This window comes from Pararhizobium mangrovi (genome assembly GCF_006516965.1).
Lineage (GTDB): Bacteria > Pseudomonadota > Alphaproteobacteria > Rhizobiales > Rhizobiaceae > Pararhizobium_B > Pararhizobium_B mangrovi.
Genome location: NZ_VHLH01000004.1, coordinates 163337 through 179855, shown reverse-complemented (window position 1 = coordinate 179855; position 16519 = coordinate 163337). Strand labels below are relative to the sequence as shown.

The window sequence follows — 16519 nt, the reverse complement described above, 5'->3', positions numbered from 1 at the left end:
GGCGCCAGGCATTCGCCGAAGGTGACCGGCACGCCGCGTAACGGCGCACCGGCATGGTCGGGTTCAGTCGAGGTCGGCCGCGACGCGCATCGTGAGAATGGAGTCGGGGCCCTGCACCGGCTCGCCTCGCTTCAGCTTGTCGACATTGTCCATTCCCTCGATGACCTGGCCCCAGACGGTATACTGGCTGTTCAGCCAGGGCGCGTCCTCGAAGCAGATGAAGAACTGCGAGTTCGCCGAATCCGGCTGCTGGCTGCGCGCCATGGAACAGGTGCCGCGAACGTGCTGCGTTTCGGAAAATTCCGGCGCGAGGTTCGGCTTGTCCGAACCGCCCATGCCCGTTCCGGTCGGATCGCCCGTCTGCGCCATGAAGCCGTCGATGACGCGGTGAAACACCACGCCGTCATAAAAGCCCGTGCGCGTGAGTTCCTTGATCCGGTCGACGTGTTTCGGTGCGGTTTCGGGCATCAGCTTGATGACCACCCTGCCCTTCGTCGTTTCCATGGTGACGGTATTTTCCGGATCGTTGATCTCGGTCATCGCGATAAACCCTTCCCTTGCTTATTTTCCGCTCGAATCGCTCGAGCCGTCGTCGATCGTCACACTCAGCATGCGGTCGGGATCGTCGACCTTGCCGTTGTCGGACATAGCGCCGCGCTTGATGTGATCGACCACGTCCATGCCGTCGACGACCTTGCCGACGACCGTGTATTTTCCATCGAGCGATGGCGCGGGCGCGAACATGATGAAGAACTGCGAGTTCGCCGAATCCGGATCCTGCGCACGTGCCATGCCGACCGTTCCGCGCACGAAGGGCGTGTCGGTGAACTCGGCCGGCAGGTCGGACATGCTCGAACCGCCGGTGCCGACACGCTGCGGGTCGTAGCCGTCCTTCATGTCGCCGTACTTCACGTCACCTGTCTGCGCCATGAAGCCGTCGATGACGCGGTGGAAAGCGACGTTGTCGTAGGCACCCTTTTCGGCAAGCGTCTCCAGACGCTCGACCGCCTTCGGCGCGAGCTTCGGCATCAGCTGGACGACCACGTTGCCCTGCTTGAGGTGGATGGTCATGCGGTCGCCGGCCGCCTTCGCATTTGCCGCCATGCCGGGCGCAGTGACGAGCATCAGCGCGGCGGCGGCAGTCAGGATCGTGCGTTTCATCGTGTCTCCTCGTATCGTTCGGCTGGAGGGGATTACCCGGGACGTCAGGACGCCGCTTGCCGGTTCTTCGCGACGAGAGCGTCGAGAACCGGTTTCGGTACGAAGGCCCCTACGTCCCCGCCCATCGCCGCGATCTGGCGAACCAATGTGGCGGTAATCGGCCGGAAGGAGGCACCGGCCGGCAGGAAGACCGTCTGGATCTCGGGCGAAAGTTGACGGTTCATGCCGGCCATCTGCATTTCGTAGTCGAGATCGGTGCCGTCGCGCAAACCGCGCACCAGAAGCGTGGCACCGACACGCCTTGCTGCCGCCACCGCCAGATCGTCGAAGGAGACGACCTCGATGTCGCCACTACGCTCCGGCCGGGCATCGGCCAGCGAACGGTGGATCAGATCGGCCCGCTCATCGAACGAGAACAACGGTTTGCGGCTCGCCTGGATGCCGACGCCGACGACCACGCGATCGGCCACGCGCAACGCCTGAGCGAGCACGTCGAGATGGCCGTTTGTCAGCGGATCGAAGGAACCGGGATAGAACGCGGTGGTCATGACCTTCCTTTTCGTGTGGCCGTTCTGTCACGCGCACGGCCCCGGCGCAAGCAAGAGAGACCCCGTGTGTCGATCGTCTGAAACTTTTCGGAATCCGCCGCGTTGGATTGCAAACGGGAGATCATCATGCTCATCGCGCTACTGGCCACCGTCATGTTCTTCGCCATGCTCACGGCGAGCCTCGCAGCCATGCGAAACGAAATGGGCGGCGCACGCGTGCCCGTCAGGATCGACGACCAGAAACGGCATCGTCACGCGCCGCGTCACTGACGCACGCACTTCGCAGATTACGAAGACAGGGCCGTTCGGATATTCGCCAACGGAGAATCGATGACATCGACCCTCGCACTCATTGCCGTCCTGCTTGCCAGCGTACTGACGCTCAGTCTCGCCGGCGTGGTATATCAGCTTCGGCTCGTCCATGCCGAGGCACGGCGTGCACTCGGTGGAAACGGCACGTTTTTCCAAAACACCCGCGATTGAGCTTCGTCGGATGAGAATTCCGCCGCCGGGCTAAGCCATACGCTTGGTCCAGCGGTTGTTCTCGTTCCGGGCACCGCTAGTCAGTAGTCGAGTCGTCCCCAGATCCGGGTACCTCGTCCGTCCTGCTGTGCGATGCTTCGTCCGCAACGCCTTCCGTCTCCTCGTCATCCGCTGCAGCGGCCTCGGCTTCTACGTCCGGTTCGTTGATGCGCTCGACGGAGACGACGCGCTCTTCCGCAGCGGTCGAGAAGATCGTAACGCCCTTCGTGGCGCGGCTCGCGATGCGAATGCCCTCGACCGGAACGCGGATCAGTTTGCCGCGGTTCGATACGAGCATGAGCTGGTCGCCCTCACTGATCGGGAAGGCGGCGACCATCTTGCCGATATCGTCGATCTTCGTGACGTCCGTCGCCTTGATACCCTTGCCGCCCCGGCCCGACACGCGGAAATCGTACGACGACGAGCGCTTGCCGTAGCCCTTCTCGCTGACCGTCAGGAAGAATTCCTCGTTCTGCCTCAACGCTTCGTAGCGTTCTTCCGAAAGCTCGACCTCCTCGGCGGCATCCGCGCCGGAAAGCGTCACTTCGTCCGCTTCGACGCCCGCGCGGCGGCGTTCGGCCGTCGCTCGCTTCAGGTAGCTCGTGCGTTCCTGCGGCGTCGCGTCGACGTGTCCGAGGATCGCCATCGAAATCAGGGCGTCGCCATCGGCCAGGTTTATGCCGCGCACGCCGACGGAATTGCGCCCCGCGAAGACGCGGACGTCGTCGACGGGAAAGCGGATCGACTGGCCGAGCGCGGTCGTCAGCACGACGTCGTCGGTCTCCGAACACGTTTCGACGTCGAGGATCGAGTCCGTCTCGTCCTCGAGCTTCATGGCGATCTTGCCGTTGCGATTGACCTGCGTGAAATCCGAAAGCTTGTTGCGGCGAACCGTGCCGCGCGTCGTCGCGAACATGACGTCGAGGTTTGCCCAGCCCTCCTCGTCCTCGGGCAGCGGCATGATCGACGTGATGCGCTCGCCCGACTGGATCGGCAGCATGTTGACCAGTGCCTTGCCGCGCGACTGGGGGCTTCCGATCGGCAGCCGCCACACCTTTTCCTTGTAGACGATGCCGCGCGAAGAAAAGAACAGCACCGGCGTGTGCGTGTTCGCCACGAAAAGGCGCGTGACGAAATCCTCGTCGCGCGTCGCCATGCCCGAGCGGCCCTTGCCACCGCGCCGCTGCGCCCGATAGGTCGCAAGCGGCACGCGCTTGATGTAGCCGTGATGGGAGACGGTGACGACCATGTCCTCGCGGGCGATCAGGTCCTCGTCGTCCATGTCCGGACCGCCCTCGGCGAGCTCGGTGCGCCGCGGCGTGCCGAACTCCTCCTTCACGTCGCGCAGTTCCTGCTTGACGATGTCCTGGATGCGCTCGCGGGAACCGAGGATGTCGAGATAGTCGCGGATCTGCTCGCCGATCGTGTTCAACTCGTCGGCGATCTCGTCGCGCCCGAGCGCCGTCAGGCGCTGGAGGCGTAGATCGAGGATGGCGCGCGCCTGCTCCTCGGAGAGATAGTAGGTCCCGTCCTCGTTGATCCGGTGGCGCGGATCGTCGATCAGCCGGATCAGCGGCGCGACGTCCGCGGCCGGCCAGCGACGCTCCATGAGCTGCGAACGTGCCGTCGACGGATCGGGCGCGTGACGGATAAGGCGGATCACCTCGTCGATATTGGCGACGGCGATCGCCAGACCGACCAGCGTATGCGCGCGCTCCCGGGCCTTGCGCAGCAGATACTTCGTGCGCCGGCTGACGACTTCCTCGCGAAAGCCGACGAAGGCCGTCAGCAGATCGGCGAGGGTCAGCTGTTCGGGCTTGCCGCCGTTGAGCGCCACCATGTTGCAGCCGAACGACGTCTGCAGCGGCGTAAAGCGATAGAGCTGGTTCAGCACGACGTCGGCGACGGCGTCGCGGCGAAGCTCGATGACGACGCGGTAGCCCTGCCGGTCGGATTCGTCGCGCAGATCGGAGATGCCCTCGATGCGCTTGTCGCGCACGAGTTCGGCCATCTTCTCGATCATCGTCGCCTTGTTCACCTGATAGGGAACTTCGGTGACGATGATCGCCTCCCGGTCGCCGCGGATCGTCTCGATATGCGTGCGCCCGCGCATGATGACGGAGCCGCGACCCGTCTCGTAGGCACTGCGGATGCCGCTTCGACCGAGGATCAGCGCGCCCGTCGGAAAGTCCGGTCCCGGAATGAACTCTAGGAGCTCGGAAAGCTCCATGCCCGGCTTGTCGATGATGGCGATACAGGCGTCGATCACCTCGGTGAGGTTGTGCGGCGGAATGTTCGTCGCCATGCCGACGGCGATGCCGCCCGCGCCGTTGACGAGAAGGTTCGGAAAGCGCGCCGGCAGGACCTTCGGCTCGTTCGACGACGAATCGTAGGTCTCCTGAAAATCGACCGTTTCCTTGTCGATGTCCTCCAGAAGCTCGTGCGCGACCTTGGAAAGGCGCGCCTCGGTATAGCGCATGGCCGCCGGTGGATCGCCGTCGATCGAGCCGAAATTGCCCTGCCCGTCGACGAGCGGCACGCGCATCGACCAGTTCTGCGCCATGCGCACCATGGCATCGTAGATCGCGCTGTCGCCGTGCGGGTGATACTTACCCATGACGTCACCGACGATGCGCGACGACTTCACGTATCGCCGGTTCCAGACGTAACCGCTCTCGTTCATCGCGTAGAGGATGCGCCGGTGAACGGGCTTCAGCCCGTCGCGCGCATCCGGCAACGCTCGGCTCACGATCACGCTCATGGCGTAATCGAGATAGGAACGCTGCATCTCGTCGATGATCGAAATCGGTTCGGAGCCGGGCGGTCCGTCGGGGCCGCCTGATGTGGGCTGGTCGGTCAAGTCAGGTCACGATCGCTGGTCTGAATCATTGATCTTCACTGTTTAGCGAAAACCGCCCGGTTGCGCCAACTTTCGCGGCATAGCGCAAAGGTTGTTCACAGCCTCGGTCCGTCGTGCCGTATCGTGTCGTGCGAATCGGTGCCCCCGCCCGTTCGCGGGCCACCGGTCGTCGTCTTTCCTGTGGCATGGCAGACGGTGGTCCGGTAAGCGCCGTTCATCCACTGGCGAAGCGGCTCATTCGCGGCCGATCGCTCCGACCGTTCTTGATCCCGACGGGCAGGCACGGCACGCTCTGCCTTCCATTCTTCATCGCAAGGCCACGATGTCCGGCATCGATTTTCTCGTCAACGTGCTCATCACCATTCTCGTAACGGTCGATCCGGTCGGAATGGCGCCGATCTTCCTCGGCCTGACGGCCGGCATGAACCGGGCGCAGCGCTTTCAGGTCGCCATCCGGGCATGTCTGCTCGGCGGCGGCGTACTCGTCTTCTTCTCGCTCGCCGGATCGGGTTTTCTGGAACTGCTCGGCATCACCATGCCGGCCTTTCGCATCGCCGGCGGCGTTCTCCTGTTCTGGATCGCCTTCGAGATGATCTTCGAAAAGCGACAGGAACGGCACGAGAAGAGTGCCGAACGGGCGGTTACGCAGGATCGCATCCGCGATACCGCCGTCTTTCCGCTCGGCATCCCGCTCATAGCCGGGCCGGGAGCGATTTCCGCCGTCATCCTGCTTGCCGGACGCAGCGACGGTGCGGTGCAGACACTTCAGCTCATTGCGATGGTCGTACTGGCACTCGCCATTCTGCTAGCCGCCCTCGTCATCGCCGAGCGCATCGACCGGTTCCTCGGCGAGACCGGGCGCATCATCCTGACCCGCCTGCTCGGCGTTATCCTCGCGGCGCTGTCGGTGCAGTTCGTCATCGACGGCATCCGCGCCGCCTTCGGCATCTAGTGCCTTTGAGATTCATACGGCAGCGCTCTCAACGAAAAACGGGCCACCGCGCCGAAACGCAGGTGGCCCGCCAAAAGTTGTCGCCTCAGACCTTTGTTGCGCGGCGCGAAGACCGGCCACGACCAGATCTTCACGCCGATAGCCACGGCTATTTACCGGCTTCGCCATTCTTGTCGGACGAATGATTGATCGCTTCCGTAAGCTTGCGGGCAAGCTTCGGGTTCGACTGGGCCGAGGCGAGAATCGCGCTGTATTCCTTGACGTTCATCCCGTCGACGCCGTTGACGGTCTCCACCATCTTCCTGCTCGCTTCGAGCTTGACCTTCTGACGCGTCTCGTCGTCCTTCGCCTGCTTCAGCTTCGGCGTATATTCCTGCTTGATCTTGCTGACGCCGAGATAGGCTTTGGCGAAAGAATCAAGTTTTGCGTTGCTGATGTCGGTGGTCTGTAAAGCGGAAGCGCTTTTCTGGTTGGTCGCTGCCTCGTCCGAGGTCTTCGAGGTGGTCTGTGCGAGCGCTGCTGAAGCCGACCCGGCGATCGTGGCGAGTGCGGGCACGGTCGCGAGCGCGACCGATTTGTACTGAAAGGACATCATCGTTCCTTCTCGAGTGTTATCGGGCGAACGGCCGCAGCCGGCATCGAAGCCGCCGTCCGGTGTTCGACATATCGTCGAACCCTGTTCGCCAACCGTGACTGGAATTTGACATGCGACCGATGCGCGAAAGGCCGTCCGCGCTCAAAAGGGGATGTCGTCGTCCATTTCCTGCGAGAAGCCGCCGGATTGGCCGCCGCCCGACGAAGCGCCGCCGGATCCGCTGCCGTAGTCGCCGCCCGAGTAGTTCGAGCCGCCGCCCCCGCCGCCACCTTCGCCGCGTCCGTCGAGCATGGTCAGCGTTGCGTTGAAGCCCTGCAGCACGATTTCGGTCGAATATTTGTCCTGGCCGCTCTGGTCCTGCCATTTGCGCGTCTGCAGCTGGCCCTCGATATAGACCTTCGCGCCCTTCTTCAGATAATTTTCCGCGACTTTGCAGAGCCCTTCGCTGAAGATGACGACGCGATGCCATTCCGTACGCTCCCGTCGCTCGCCCGAATTGCGGTCGCGCCAGCTTTCCGAGGTGGCGATCCGCAGATTGGCGATCGGGCGACCGTCCTGCGTGCGACGGATTTCCGGATCGGCGCCGAGATTGCCCACCAGAATGACCTTGTTGACGCTTCCCGCCATCTTTCTTCCTTTCGATCAGGTTCGCGGGGGGCGCCCGCAGATGAACTGTTGAAAAGCACCCTACCCCATGGCGAACGGGTTTGCGCCAGCCCGACATCTGGGTCCACAAGAGAAAACGTCCGGTGCGAACGTCGTTTTGTTCTTTTTCTGTTCTAGTCTTCGCGCTACCATGGCGTCAAGCGTTTCACTGTGGCTCGCCGCCTTTGTGCTCGACAGTTCGCTCGGGCGACTTAGATCAGGGCGGTCACGCGAGCGTTTCGCATAAACCAACGTCCGAAGGGACCCGGGCAGCATCGACATGAGCGAACTCAAGACGATCTCCATCCGCGGTGCGCGCGAACACAACCTCCAGGGCGTCGACGTCGACCTGCCGCGCAATTCGCTGATCGTGATGACCGGGCTTTCTGGTTCCGGCAAGTCCTCGCTCGCCTTCGACACGATCTACGCCGAGGGCCAGCGACGCTACGTCGAGAGTCTTTCGGCCTATGCGCGCCAGTTCCTGGAAATGATGCAGAAGCCGGATGTCGACCGCATCGACGGGCTGTCACCGGCAATCTCGATCGAGCAGAAGACGACCTCGAAGAACCCGCGCTCGACGGTCGGCACGGTTACCGAGATCTACGACTACATGCGCCTGCTCTTCGCGCGCGTGGGCGTGCCCTATTCGCCGGCGACGGGCCTGCCGATCGAAAGCCAGACGGTCACCCAGATGGTCGACCGCGTGATGGCGCTCGAGGAAGGCACGCGGCTCTACCTGCTGGCGCCGCTCGTGCGCGGGCGCAAGGGCGAGTACCGCAAGGAACTCGCCGAACTGATGAAGAAGGGCTTCCAGCGCGTAAAGGTGGACGGCACCTTCTACGAGATCGCCGAGGTGCCCGCTCTCGACAAGAAGTACAAGCACGACATCGACGTGGTGGTGGACCGCGTGGTGGTGCGTGAGGACCTCGCTTCGCGGCTGGCGGACTCGATGGAGACGGCGCTGAGGCTCGCCGACGGCATCGCGCTTGCCGAATTCGCCGACAAGCCGCTGCCGGAGGCCGAGACGGCAAGCGGCGGCAGCGCCAACAAGTCGCTCAACGAGACGCACGAGCGCATGGTCTTCTCGGAAAAGTTCGCGTGTCCGGTCTCGGGCTTCACGATCCCCGAGATCGAGCCCCGGCTCTTCTCGTTCAACAACCCGACGGGCGCCTGCCCGACCTGCGGCGGCCTCGGCTCGCAGCAGTCGATCGACCCGGCGCTGATCGTGCCGGAAGCCGGCCGCACGCTGCGCGAAGGGGCGATCGTGCCATGGTCGCGCTCCTCCTCGCCCTACTATACGCAGACGCTGGAAGGCCTCGGCGCCCATTTCGGCTTCAAGCTCTCCGATCGCTGGAGCGCGCTACCGGACAAGGCGAAGAAGGCGATCCTGCACGGGACGAAGGAGAAGATTCCCTTCAAGTACGACGACGGCCTGCGCTCCTACAAGACGGCAAAGACGTTCGAGGGCATCGTCCCGAATCTCGAACGGCGCTGGCACGAGACGGATTCGGCATGGGCGCGCGAGGAGATCGAGCGCTACATGGCCTATACCCCCTGCCCGGCCTGCAGCGGCTTCCGCCTCAAGCCGGAAGCGCTCGCCGTCAAGATCGACGAGCGGCATATCGGCGAGGCGGCACAGCTTTCGATCTCGAAGGCGCTCGACTGGTTCGATTCGCTGCCGGAAAAGCTCACCGAGCAGCAGAACGCGATCGCGCCTCGGATTCTCAAGGAGATCCGCGAGCGGCTGACCTTCCTCAACGATGTCGGGCTGGAATACCTGACATTGTCGCGCAATTCCGGCACGTTGTCGGGCGGCGAGAGCCAGCGCATCCGCCTCGCCTCGCAGATCGGCTCGGGCCTGACGGGCGTGCTCTACGTGCTCGACGAACCTTCGATCGGCCTCCACCAGCGCGACAATGCCCGCCTTCTCGAAACGCTGAAGAACCTGCGCGACATCGGCAACACGGTGATCGTCGTCGAGCACGACGAGGACGCCATCCTGACGGCGGACTACGTCGTCGACATCGGTCCGGCTGCTGGCATCCATGGCGGCAAGGTCATCGCCGCCGGCACGCCGTCCGACGTCATGGCCTGTCGCGAATCCCTGACGGGCCAGTATCTGACGGGCGAGATGGCCGTGCCGGTACCGGCCGAGCGACGCAAGCCGAAGAAGGGCCGCAAGCTGACGGTCGTCGGTGCCAGCGCCAACAATCTGAAGAACGTGACGGTCGACCTGCCGCTCGGGGTCTTCACGGCGGTCACCGGCGTTTCGGGCGGCGGCAAGTCCACTTTCCTGAACGAGACGCTCTACAAGGCCGCCGCTCGCCGTATCATGGGCGCGCGCGACCATCCAGCCGTGCACGAACGCATCGACGGACTGGAATATGTCGACAAGGTCATCGACATCGACCAGTCGCCGATCGGCCGTACGCCGCGCTCCAACCCCGCGACCTACACCGGCGCCTTCACGCCGATCCGCGACTGGTTCGCCTCCCTGCCGGAATCGAAGGCACGTGGCTATTTGCCGGGCCGCTTCTCCTTCAACGTGAAGGGCGGACGGTGCGAAGCCTGCCAGGGCGACGGCCTCATCAAGATCGAGATGCACTTCCTGCCGGACGTGCACGTGACCTGCGAAGCGTGTGGCGGCAAGCGCTACAATCGCGAGACGCTGGAGGTGCAGTTCAAGGGCAAGTCGATCGCCGACGTGCTCGAGATGACGACCGAGGAAGGCGCCGATTTCTTCGCCGCCGTGCCGGCCATCCGCGACAAGCTCGAGACGTTGAAGCGCGTCGGGCTCGGCTATGTGCGCATCGGCCAGCAGGCGACGACGCTATCGGGCGGCGAGGCGCAGCGCGTGAAGCTCGCCAAGGAGCTTTCGAAGCGCTCGACCGGCAAGACGCTCTATATCCTCGACGAGCCGACGACCGGCCTGCATTTCCACGACGTGTCGCAGCTCCTCGACGTCCTTCACGAACTCGTCGACACCGGCAATTCCGTCGCCGTGATCGAGCACAATCTCGAGGTCATCAAGACCGCCGACTGGATCATCGACCTCGGCCCCGAAGGTGGCGACGGCGGCGGCGAGATCGTCGCGACCGGCACGCCGGAAGATGTCGTGAAGGTCGAGCGTTCCTATACCGGCCAGTTCCTGCGCGAGATGCTGGAACGCCGCCCGGGGCACAAGGCCGAGGCAGCGGAATAGGCGATCGACGGTAGCTCGGAAGCGAACGAGCCATGGCACGGGATCGCCCGAGAAGCAGCGTGCACCTATGTCCGGTCGCTCGTGGTTTGCCTCCTCGCACGTGGTCGCCACCATCGAACGCGGGCCGACGACCCGACCGCCCGCTATGGCGTCGGCCTCTTGCTCGTCGCTGCGAACAGGAATGCACAAGGCCATACGACCCAGCGATTTCGCTCCTGTTACAACATGGCTGGATTTCGAGCTCTTGCCCAAGGACGGTGGTCGGTAGAGGGGTGCCGTCCCCGCCTTTCGAAGGCGGTCTCTACTGCTCTACCGGATTGCCGAGATAACGGTACTGGATATCGCGCCAGACACCGGACTGGATGATCTCGAGCAGGTTTTCATTGATCCGCTCGCGTAGCCGGCTGCCCTGCGGCAGGACGATGCCGTAATCCTGTCGGCCGAAGGTGCCGGGAAGAACGGTGATCGCGCCTTTGGTGTCCGTGTTCACGCGGTAGCGCAAAAGCGGTTTGTCGTAGACGAAAGCATCGATATCGCGGTTGGAGAGCGCGTCGAGGCCGGCCTGCACCGAATCGAAGCGCGTAAAGCCGATATGCTGGTTCGCGAGCCATCCGGCACTTGCCGAATCGCCGACCGTTCCCGTCTTCGCGCGAGCGAGGTCGTCGGGGCCCTGTACGAGCCCGGAAAGGCGGGTAGTCGTGATGGCCGAAGCGATCATGCCGGTGAAGGTCGAGATGATGATGATCGCCGCGAACATCCAGACGAGCGCGACGAAGCGCCCGCCGATCGAACGCGGTGCCTTGTCGCCGTAGCCGACGGTCGTCATCGTGACGGCGGAAAACCAGAAACCGGAAGCAAGGCCTCGCCACCATGGGCCGCCGAATTCGTCGCGGTTACGGCCACGCTCGAAAAGCCAGGTAAGCAGGCCGACGAGCAGAAGTACGGCGGCGAGCGCGGCGATCGCCTGAAGGAACTGCCAGGAAAAGATGCTGAGCATGATGCGGAACCAGCCGGCTCCCTCGCGATGGACGGCGATACCGAAACCGGTCGTGTAGAAGGGATGGGTGAAGTCGATCTTCGCCTCGCGCTCCGGCGTGATCGTCATGGCCGCGACGCTCGCGCCGAAACGCCCGTCGGCGACGCCGTCGATCATGTCGGAAAGCTTCGTGGTCTTCTGGAAGCGGTAGGTGAGGTTCATCCGTTCGGCGATGCGCTTCCACAGCTCGACGGAGATGCCCTCCCAGTTGCCGTTCGCATCCTGAAAGGCGAAGGGCGGCGCATCGCGCGTGGCGACGATCATCGTGCCACTGCCGGCACCCGCATCTGCCGTGCCGCTCGCACCGTTGGCGCCGGCCTCCTGCGCGCCGGCCGGCTGGATGAAGACGGCGATCGCCATCGTCGCGGCGATCAGCGCGCTCGTTAGAGTACCCATCGTTCGATGCATCGGTCTTCCCGTTCCCCTTTATGTCGTTCGATCCGGCAAGGCGTTTGACGCTGGCCGTTCGCCCTCGTCATCGTTATAGGGCTGAAAACCGGATGCATCGAGCTTTCGGGCGGCCAGGGAGGTACGGCATGGGCGAGCACGGAACCATTCGAAGCGGCATCGGCGGCTGGACGTTCGAGCCGTGGGAAAAGACGTTCTATCCGGAAAAGCTCGCAAAGACGAAACACCTCGCTTATGCCGCCGGAAAGCTTTCGACCATCGAGATCAACGCCACCTACTACCGTGGCCAGAAGCCCGAGACCTTCGCCAAATGGGCGGCGTCCGTGCCTGAAGGGTTCGTCTTCGCGGTCAAGGGCAACCGTTTCGTCACCAACCGCAAAAAGCTTGCCGAGGGGGACGAGTCGCTGGACCGCTTCTTCGCCTCCGGCGTTACGGAACTCGGCGAGAAGCTCGGGCCGATCCTCTGGCAGTTCGCCCCGACGAAGAAGTTCGAGGAGGCCGATTTCGAGGACTTCCTCAAGATGCTTCCGGCAAAGCACGACGGCGTGGACCTTTCCCACGCCGTCGAGGTGCGCCACGAGAGCTTTCGCGCGTCGGAATTCGCGGCACTCCTGCGCCGGCACGGCGTAGCGGTCGTCTTCGCCGACCACGCGACCTATCCGGCTATTGCCGACGTCACGGGAGACTTCGTTTATGCGCGCCTTCAGCGCGGTTCGGACGATGTCGAAACCTGCTACCCGGAAGACGACCTCGATGGTTGGGCGCGGCGCGCGAAGGAATGGGCCGAAGGCGGCGCGCCGGACGATCTCGCCTATGCCGATGCCGACACGAAGCCGGAGGCGAAACCGCGCGACGTCTTCGTCTACTTCATCCACGAGGGCAAGGCGCAGGCACCGCACGGCGCCATGGCACTGGCCGAGCGCACGCGCGCTTAGGACGTTCGTCCAGCCGAACCGTCGAAACGCCTATCCGCAAAGAGCCCATCGCGCTGCACCCGGGCCAGTGCTTGAGGAAGATCGTCTGCCGTCATGCCGGGGCCGGCGTGTCTTGCCGCTTCCCCATGCAACCAGACGGCCGCTGCCGCAGCCTCGAAAGCGGGCATGCTCTGCGAAAGCAAACCGCCGGTGATGCCGGAAAGCACGTCACCGGCCCCGGCCGTCGCCAACCATGGTGGCGCGTTCGTGTTGATGGCGGCACGCCCGTCGGGTGCGGCGATCACGGTATCGCTCCCCTTGAAGACGACGATGGCATTGATGGCAGCGGCGGCGAGGCGGGCCGCATCAAGCTTGGAGCGTCCCTCCTCCGGCACGAAATCCGGGAAGAGCCGCGCGAACTCGCCCGCATGCGGGGTTACGACCAGCCGGGTGTCACCCGCCGAGAACGCCTCGGCGAGCGCCGGGCGTTCTTCCGCGAAGGCGGTGATGCCATCGGCATCGAGCACGAGGGCGTTTTCGCGAAGGGCAAGCGCATAGTCCCGCACCTTCGCACCGACGCCGAAGCCCGGTCCCAGCACGAACGCCTTCATGCGGTTGTCGCTGGCGAAGTCGCGCACATCCTCGAGCGTATCGACGCGCTTGACCATCACGGCCGTCAGATGCGCGGCATTGACGGCGAGCGCCTGGCCGCTGCTTGCGACCGTGACGAGCCCCGCACCTGCCGTCAGCCCAGCTTCCGCGGAAAGACGCGCCGCACCCGTCGCGCTCATCGGACCCGAAAAGACGCCGAGATGGCCGCGGGCGAATTTGTGCCCGGCGGCTTGCGCATGCGGGAAGACGTGCTGCCAAAGCGCCGGCGTATTTTCGACGACGCGGCTATCCGCCAGAGAGGCGTAGCGGGCCGGAATGCCAATATCGACGACGCTCAGCGTTCCGCACAGATCGCGGCCGGGCATCAGCAGATGGCCGGGCTTGCGCGCGAAGAAGGTGACGGTCTCGACGGCCTGCAGGGCCGTGCCGAGCACCGCGCCACTGTCGCCACCGACGCCCGATGGCAGATCGATTGCCACGACCGGCGTTGCGGCTTCGCCGATACGGTCGATGCAATCGGCGGCCTCCCCTTCGATCGCGCGCGAAAGACCGGCACCGAAGAGCGCGTCGACGACGACGTCGCCGCCTTGCGGGTGGTAGTCGGCAAGGGCTTGCGGCTGCATGCCGGCATCGTCGAACGCATGGCGTGCATCTCCCTCCAGCTTGGCGGGATCGCCGAGCGAATGGACGACGACCGGTACGCCCGCTTGCGCGCATGCGCGCGCCGCCACGTAGCCGTCCCCGCCATTGTTGCCCGGACCGCAGAGCACCGCGACCCGCTCGACATGCGGGAAACGCGCCAGAAGTCGCGCGGCGACCGCCGTGCCGGCTGCCCGCATGAGAGCGTAGCTGTCGATTCCGGATGCGGCGGCGGCGTGATCGATCCGACCCATTTCCTGGGGCGTTACCAGCATTTCGAGTGGACCGCTCATGCCGCGCATCCTCGCTCGAACGCCGCGCCGGAGAGTGCATCGAAAATGCCCATTTTGCTCAATTTTTATGCTCGCGCGTCGGGTTCGGAACGGGCCGTCGTGGTTTGCGCGTGGAAAACCGCGCCGCATTCTTATCGGACATTTGTCCCGCCGCGTCACGGGCTGGACACCATCCATGAGGATCGGCTACCCAACGAGTGCCAGGCGGCTTTCTTCGGCGCGTGGAACGGTGAAAACTGGCATGGCGCATGCATCTGCGGGAGACGAGCGGGCAGCCGTCCGCTTTCCGGGTACGAGCGGAGAAACACCACCCCATGAAAAAGATCGAAGCCATCATCAAGCCGTTCAAGCTGGACGAGGTGAAGGAGGCGCTGCAGGAGGTCGGTCTGCAGGGCATCACCGTCACGGAAGCCAAGGGTTTCGGTCGCCAGAAGGGGCACACCGAGCTCTACCGCGGCGCCGAGTATGTCGTGGACTTCCTGCCCAAGGTCAAAGTCGAGATCGTGCTTTCCGACGAGACCGCCGAGGCGGCCGTCGAGGCCATCCGCAATGCCGCCCAGACGGGACGCATCGGCGACGGCAAGATCTTCATCTCGACGGTCGATGAGGTGATCCGCATCAGAACCGGCGAAACCGGCGCGAACGCGATTTAGGCAGCGCATTCTCGCGCCGCCGTTTCCAATTCGTCATCACAAACAGGGAAATATTCTATGACGACTGCCAATGACATTCTGAAGCAGATCAAGGACAACGACGTAAAGTTCGTCGATCTGCGCTTTACGGATCCCAAGGGCAAGATGCAGCACGTGACGATGGACGTGAGCTGCGTCGACGACGACATGTTCACCGACGGCGTGATGTTCGACGGCTCCTCGATCCAGGGCTGGAAGGCCATCAACGAGTCCGACATGGTGCTCATGCCCGACGTCGAGAGCGCACATGTCGACCCGTTCTTCGCCCAGTCCACCATGGCAATCGTCTGCGACATCCTCGATCCGATCTCCGGCGAGGCCTACAATCGCGATCCGCGCTCGACCGCCCGCAAGGCCGAAGCCTACCTGCAGGCTTCCGGCGTCGGCGACCAGGTGTTCGTCGGTCCCGAGGCCGAGTTCTTCGTCTTCGACGACGTCAAGTTCGCCGCCGAGCCCTACAACACGGGTTTCAAGGTGGATTCGACCGAACTCCCGTCCAACAGCGATGCCGACTACGAGGTCGGTAACCTCGGCCATCGGCCGCGCATGAAGGGCGGCTATTTCCCGGTTCCGCCGATCGATAGCGCCCAGGACATGCGCTCGGAAATGCTTTCCGTCATGGCCGAGATGGGCGTGAAGGTCGAAAAGCACCACCACGAAGTGGCCGCTGCGCAGCACGAACTCGGCATCAAGTTCGATACCCTGACGCGCAACGCCGACCAGCTCCAGACCTACAAGTACGTCATCCATCAGGTCGCGCACGCCTACGGCAAGACCGCGACCTTCATGCCGAAGCCGGTCTATGGCGACAACGGCTCGGGCATGCACGTGCACCAGTCGATCTGGAAGGGTGGCAAGCCGGCCTTCGCCGGTGACGAATACGCCGGTCTTTCGGAAAGCTGCCTCCATTACATCGGCGGCATCATCAAGCACGCCCGTGCGCTGAACGCCTTCACCAACCCATCCACCAACTCCTACAAGCGCCTGGTCCCGGGTTTCGAGGCGCCGGTTCTGCTCGCCTACTCCGCACGCAACCGGTCGGCCTCCTGCCGCATTCCTTTCGGCTCGTCGCCGAAGTCGAAGCGCGTCGAGGTTCGCTTCCCCGATCCGACGGCCAACCCCTACCTCGCCTTCGCCGCGATGCTGATGGCCGGCCTCGACGGCATCAACAACAAGATCGACCCCGGCAAGGCGATGGACAAGGACCTCTACGACCTGCCGCCGCGCGAACTGCGGCGGATCCCGACGGTCGCGACCAGCCTGCGCGAGGCGCTGACGTCGCTCGACAAGGACCGCAAGTTCCTGACCGCCGGCGGCGTGTTCGACGACGACCAGATCGATGCCTACATCGATCTGAAGATGGAAGAGGTGCTGCGCTACGAGATGACGCCGCATCCGGTCGAATACGACATGTACTATTCCGTCTGATCGTCGCATTCG

Annotated in this window: 15 protein-coding genes; 7 read left to right on the top strand and 8 right to left on the bottom strand. The window is 64.0% G+C overall.

The features are described from left to right. Positions 1 to 63: 63 nt before the first annotated feature. The 3 genes from FJU11_RS03775 to coaD are packed head-to-tail and all read right to left on the bottom strand — an operon-like array spanning position 64 to position 1709. Positions 64 to 540, bottom strand: a complete 477-nt coding sequence (locus FJU11_RS03775; RefSeq protein WP_141165685.1) for a peptidylprolyl isomerase — start codon at positions 538 to 540, stop codon at positions 64 to 66. A 21-nt stretch (positions 541 to 561) separates the two neighbouring features. Further along, positions 562 to 1161, bottom strand: a complete 600-nt coding sequence (locus tag FJU11_RS03770; protein ID WP_407946654.1) for a peptidylprolyl isomerase — start codon at positions 1159 to 1161, stop codon at positions 562 to 564. A 44-nt stretch (positions 1162 to 1205) separates the two neighbouring features. Then, entirely contained in the window at positions 1206 to 1709 is a 504-nt protein-coding gene (gene coaD / locus FJU11_RS03765; protein ID WP_141165684.1) for a pantetheine-phosphate adenylyltransferase, read from the bottom strand. 126 nt (positions 1710 to 1835) lie between these two features. Between coaD and FJU11_RS18240 the strand changes: the two genes are divergently transcribed. Together FJU11_RS18240 and FJU11_RS18235 are read left to right on the top strand one after the other, a co-directional pair. Further along, positions 1836 to 1979 (top strand): hypothetical protein, encoded by a 144-nt coding sequence (locus FJU11_RS18240; protein ID WP_181408030.1) that lies wholly within the window; start codon positions 1836 to 1838, stop codon positions 1977 to 1979. Between the two features lie 60 nt (positions 1980 to 2039). After that, on the top strand, positions 2040 to 2192 hold the full coding sequence (locus FJU11_RS18235) for a hypothetical protein (RefSeq protein ID WP_181408029.1): 153 nt from the start codon (positions 2040 to 2042) through the stop codon (positions 2190 to 2192). A 76-nt stretch (positions 2193 to 2268) separates the two neighbouring features. Here the strand turns inward: FJU11_RS18235 and gyrA are convergent, their stop codons facing one another. Further along, the gene (gene gyrA, locus FJU11_RS03760; RefSeq protein WP_141165683.1) at positions 2269 to 5091 is read right to left on the bottom strand and encodes a DNA gyrase subunit A; all 2823 of its coding nucleotides are present in this window, start codon (positions 5089 to 5091) and stop codon (positions 2269 to 2271) included. A 322-nt stretch (positions 5092 to 5413) separates the two neighbouring features. Between gyrA and FJU11_RS03755 the strand changes: the two genes are divergently transcribed. Beyond that, positions 5414 to 6043: a MarC family protein gene (locus tag FJU11_RS03755; RefSeq protein WP_141165682.1), complete on the top strand. Its 630-nt coding sequence runs from the start codon at positions 5414 to 5416 to the stop codon at positions 6041 to 6043. 148 nt (positions 6044 to 6191) lie between these two features. On the opposite strand, the gene FJU11_RS03750 is transcribed toward FJU11_RS03755, so the two are convergent. Further along, positions 6192 to 6638, bottom strand: a complete 447-nt coding sequence (locus tag FJU11_RS03750; RefSeq protein WP_141165681.1) for a DUF4168 domain-containing protein — start codon at positions 6636 to 6638, stop codon at positions 6192 to 6194. 141 nt (positions 6639 to 6779) lie between these two features. Next, positions 6780 to 7265, bottom strand: a complete 486-nt coding sequence (locus FJU11_RS03745; RefSeq protein ID WP_141165680.1) for a single-stranded DNA-binding protein — start codon at positions 7263 to 7265, stop codon at positions 6780 to 6782. A 298-nt stretch (positions 7266 to 7563) separates the two neighbouring features. Here FJU11_RS03745 and uvrA point away from each other — a divergent pair, with 298 nt between their 5' ends. Continuing rightward, the gene (uvrA, locus tag FJU11_RS03740) at positions 7564 to 10485 is read left to right on the top strand and encodes an excinuclease ABC subunit UvrA (RefSeq protein WP_141165679.1); all 2922 of its coding nucleotides are present in this window, start codon (positions 7564 to 7566) and stop codon (positions 10483 to 10485) included. 301 nt (positions 10486 to 10786) lie between these two features. Here the strand turns inward: uvrA and FJU11_RS03735 are convergent, their stop codons facing one another. Further along, positions 10787 to 11917 (bottom strand): transporter substrate-binding domain-containing protein, encoded by a 1131-nt coding sequence (locus FJU11_RS03735; protein ID WP_210242834.1) that lies wholly within the window; start codon positions 11915 to 11917, stop codon positions 10787 to 10789. A 140-nt stretch (positions 11918 to 12057) separates the two neighbouring features. Between FJU11_RS03735 and FJU11_RS03730 the strand changes: the two genes are divergently transcribed. After that, positions 12058 to 12864 carry a DUF72 domain-containing protein gene (locus FJU11_RS03730; RefSeq protein ID WP_141165678.1) on the top strand — a complete coding sequence of 269 codons (807 nt, stop codon included), beginning with the start codon at positions 12058 to 12060 and terminating at the stop codon, positions 12862 to 12864. Here the strand turns inward: FJU11_RS03730 and FJU11_RS03725 are convergent. Further along, positions 12861 to 14387: an NAD(P)H-hydrate dehydratase gene (locus tag FJU11_RS03725; protein ID WP_141165677.1), complete on the bottom strand. Its 1527-nt coding sequence runs from the start codon at positions 14385 to 14387 to the stop codon at positions 12861 to 12863. The two genes, FJU11_RS03730 and FJU11_RS03725, sit on opposite strands and share 4 nt — an antisense overlap. Positions 14388 to 14701: 314 nt before the next feature. Between FJU11_RS03725 and FJU11_RS03720 the strand changes: the two genes are divergently transcribed. After that, positions 14702 to 15040, top strand: a complete 339-nt coding sequence (locus tag FJU11_RS03720; protein ID WP_141165747.1) for a P-II family nitrogen regulator — start codon at positions 14702 to 14704, stop codon at positions 15038 to 15040. 57 nt (positions 15041 to 15097) lie between these two features. After that, positions 15098 to 16507, top strand: a complete 1410-nt coding sequence (gene glnA, locus FJU11_RS03715) for a type I glutamate--ammonia ligase (RefSeq protein WP_141165676.1) — start codon at positions 15098 to 15100, stop codon at positions 16505 to 16507. The last annotated feature ends 12 nt before the right edge of the window (positions 16508 to 16519 follow it).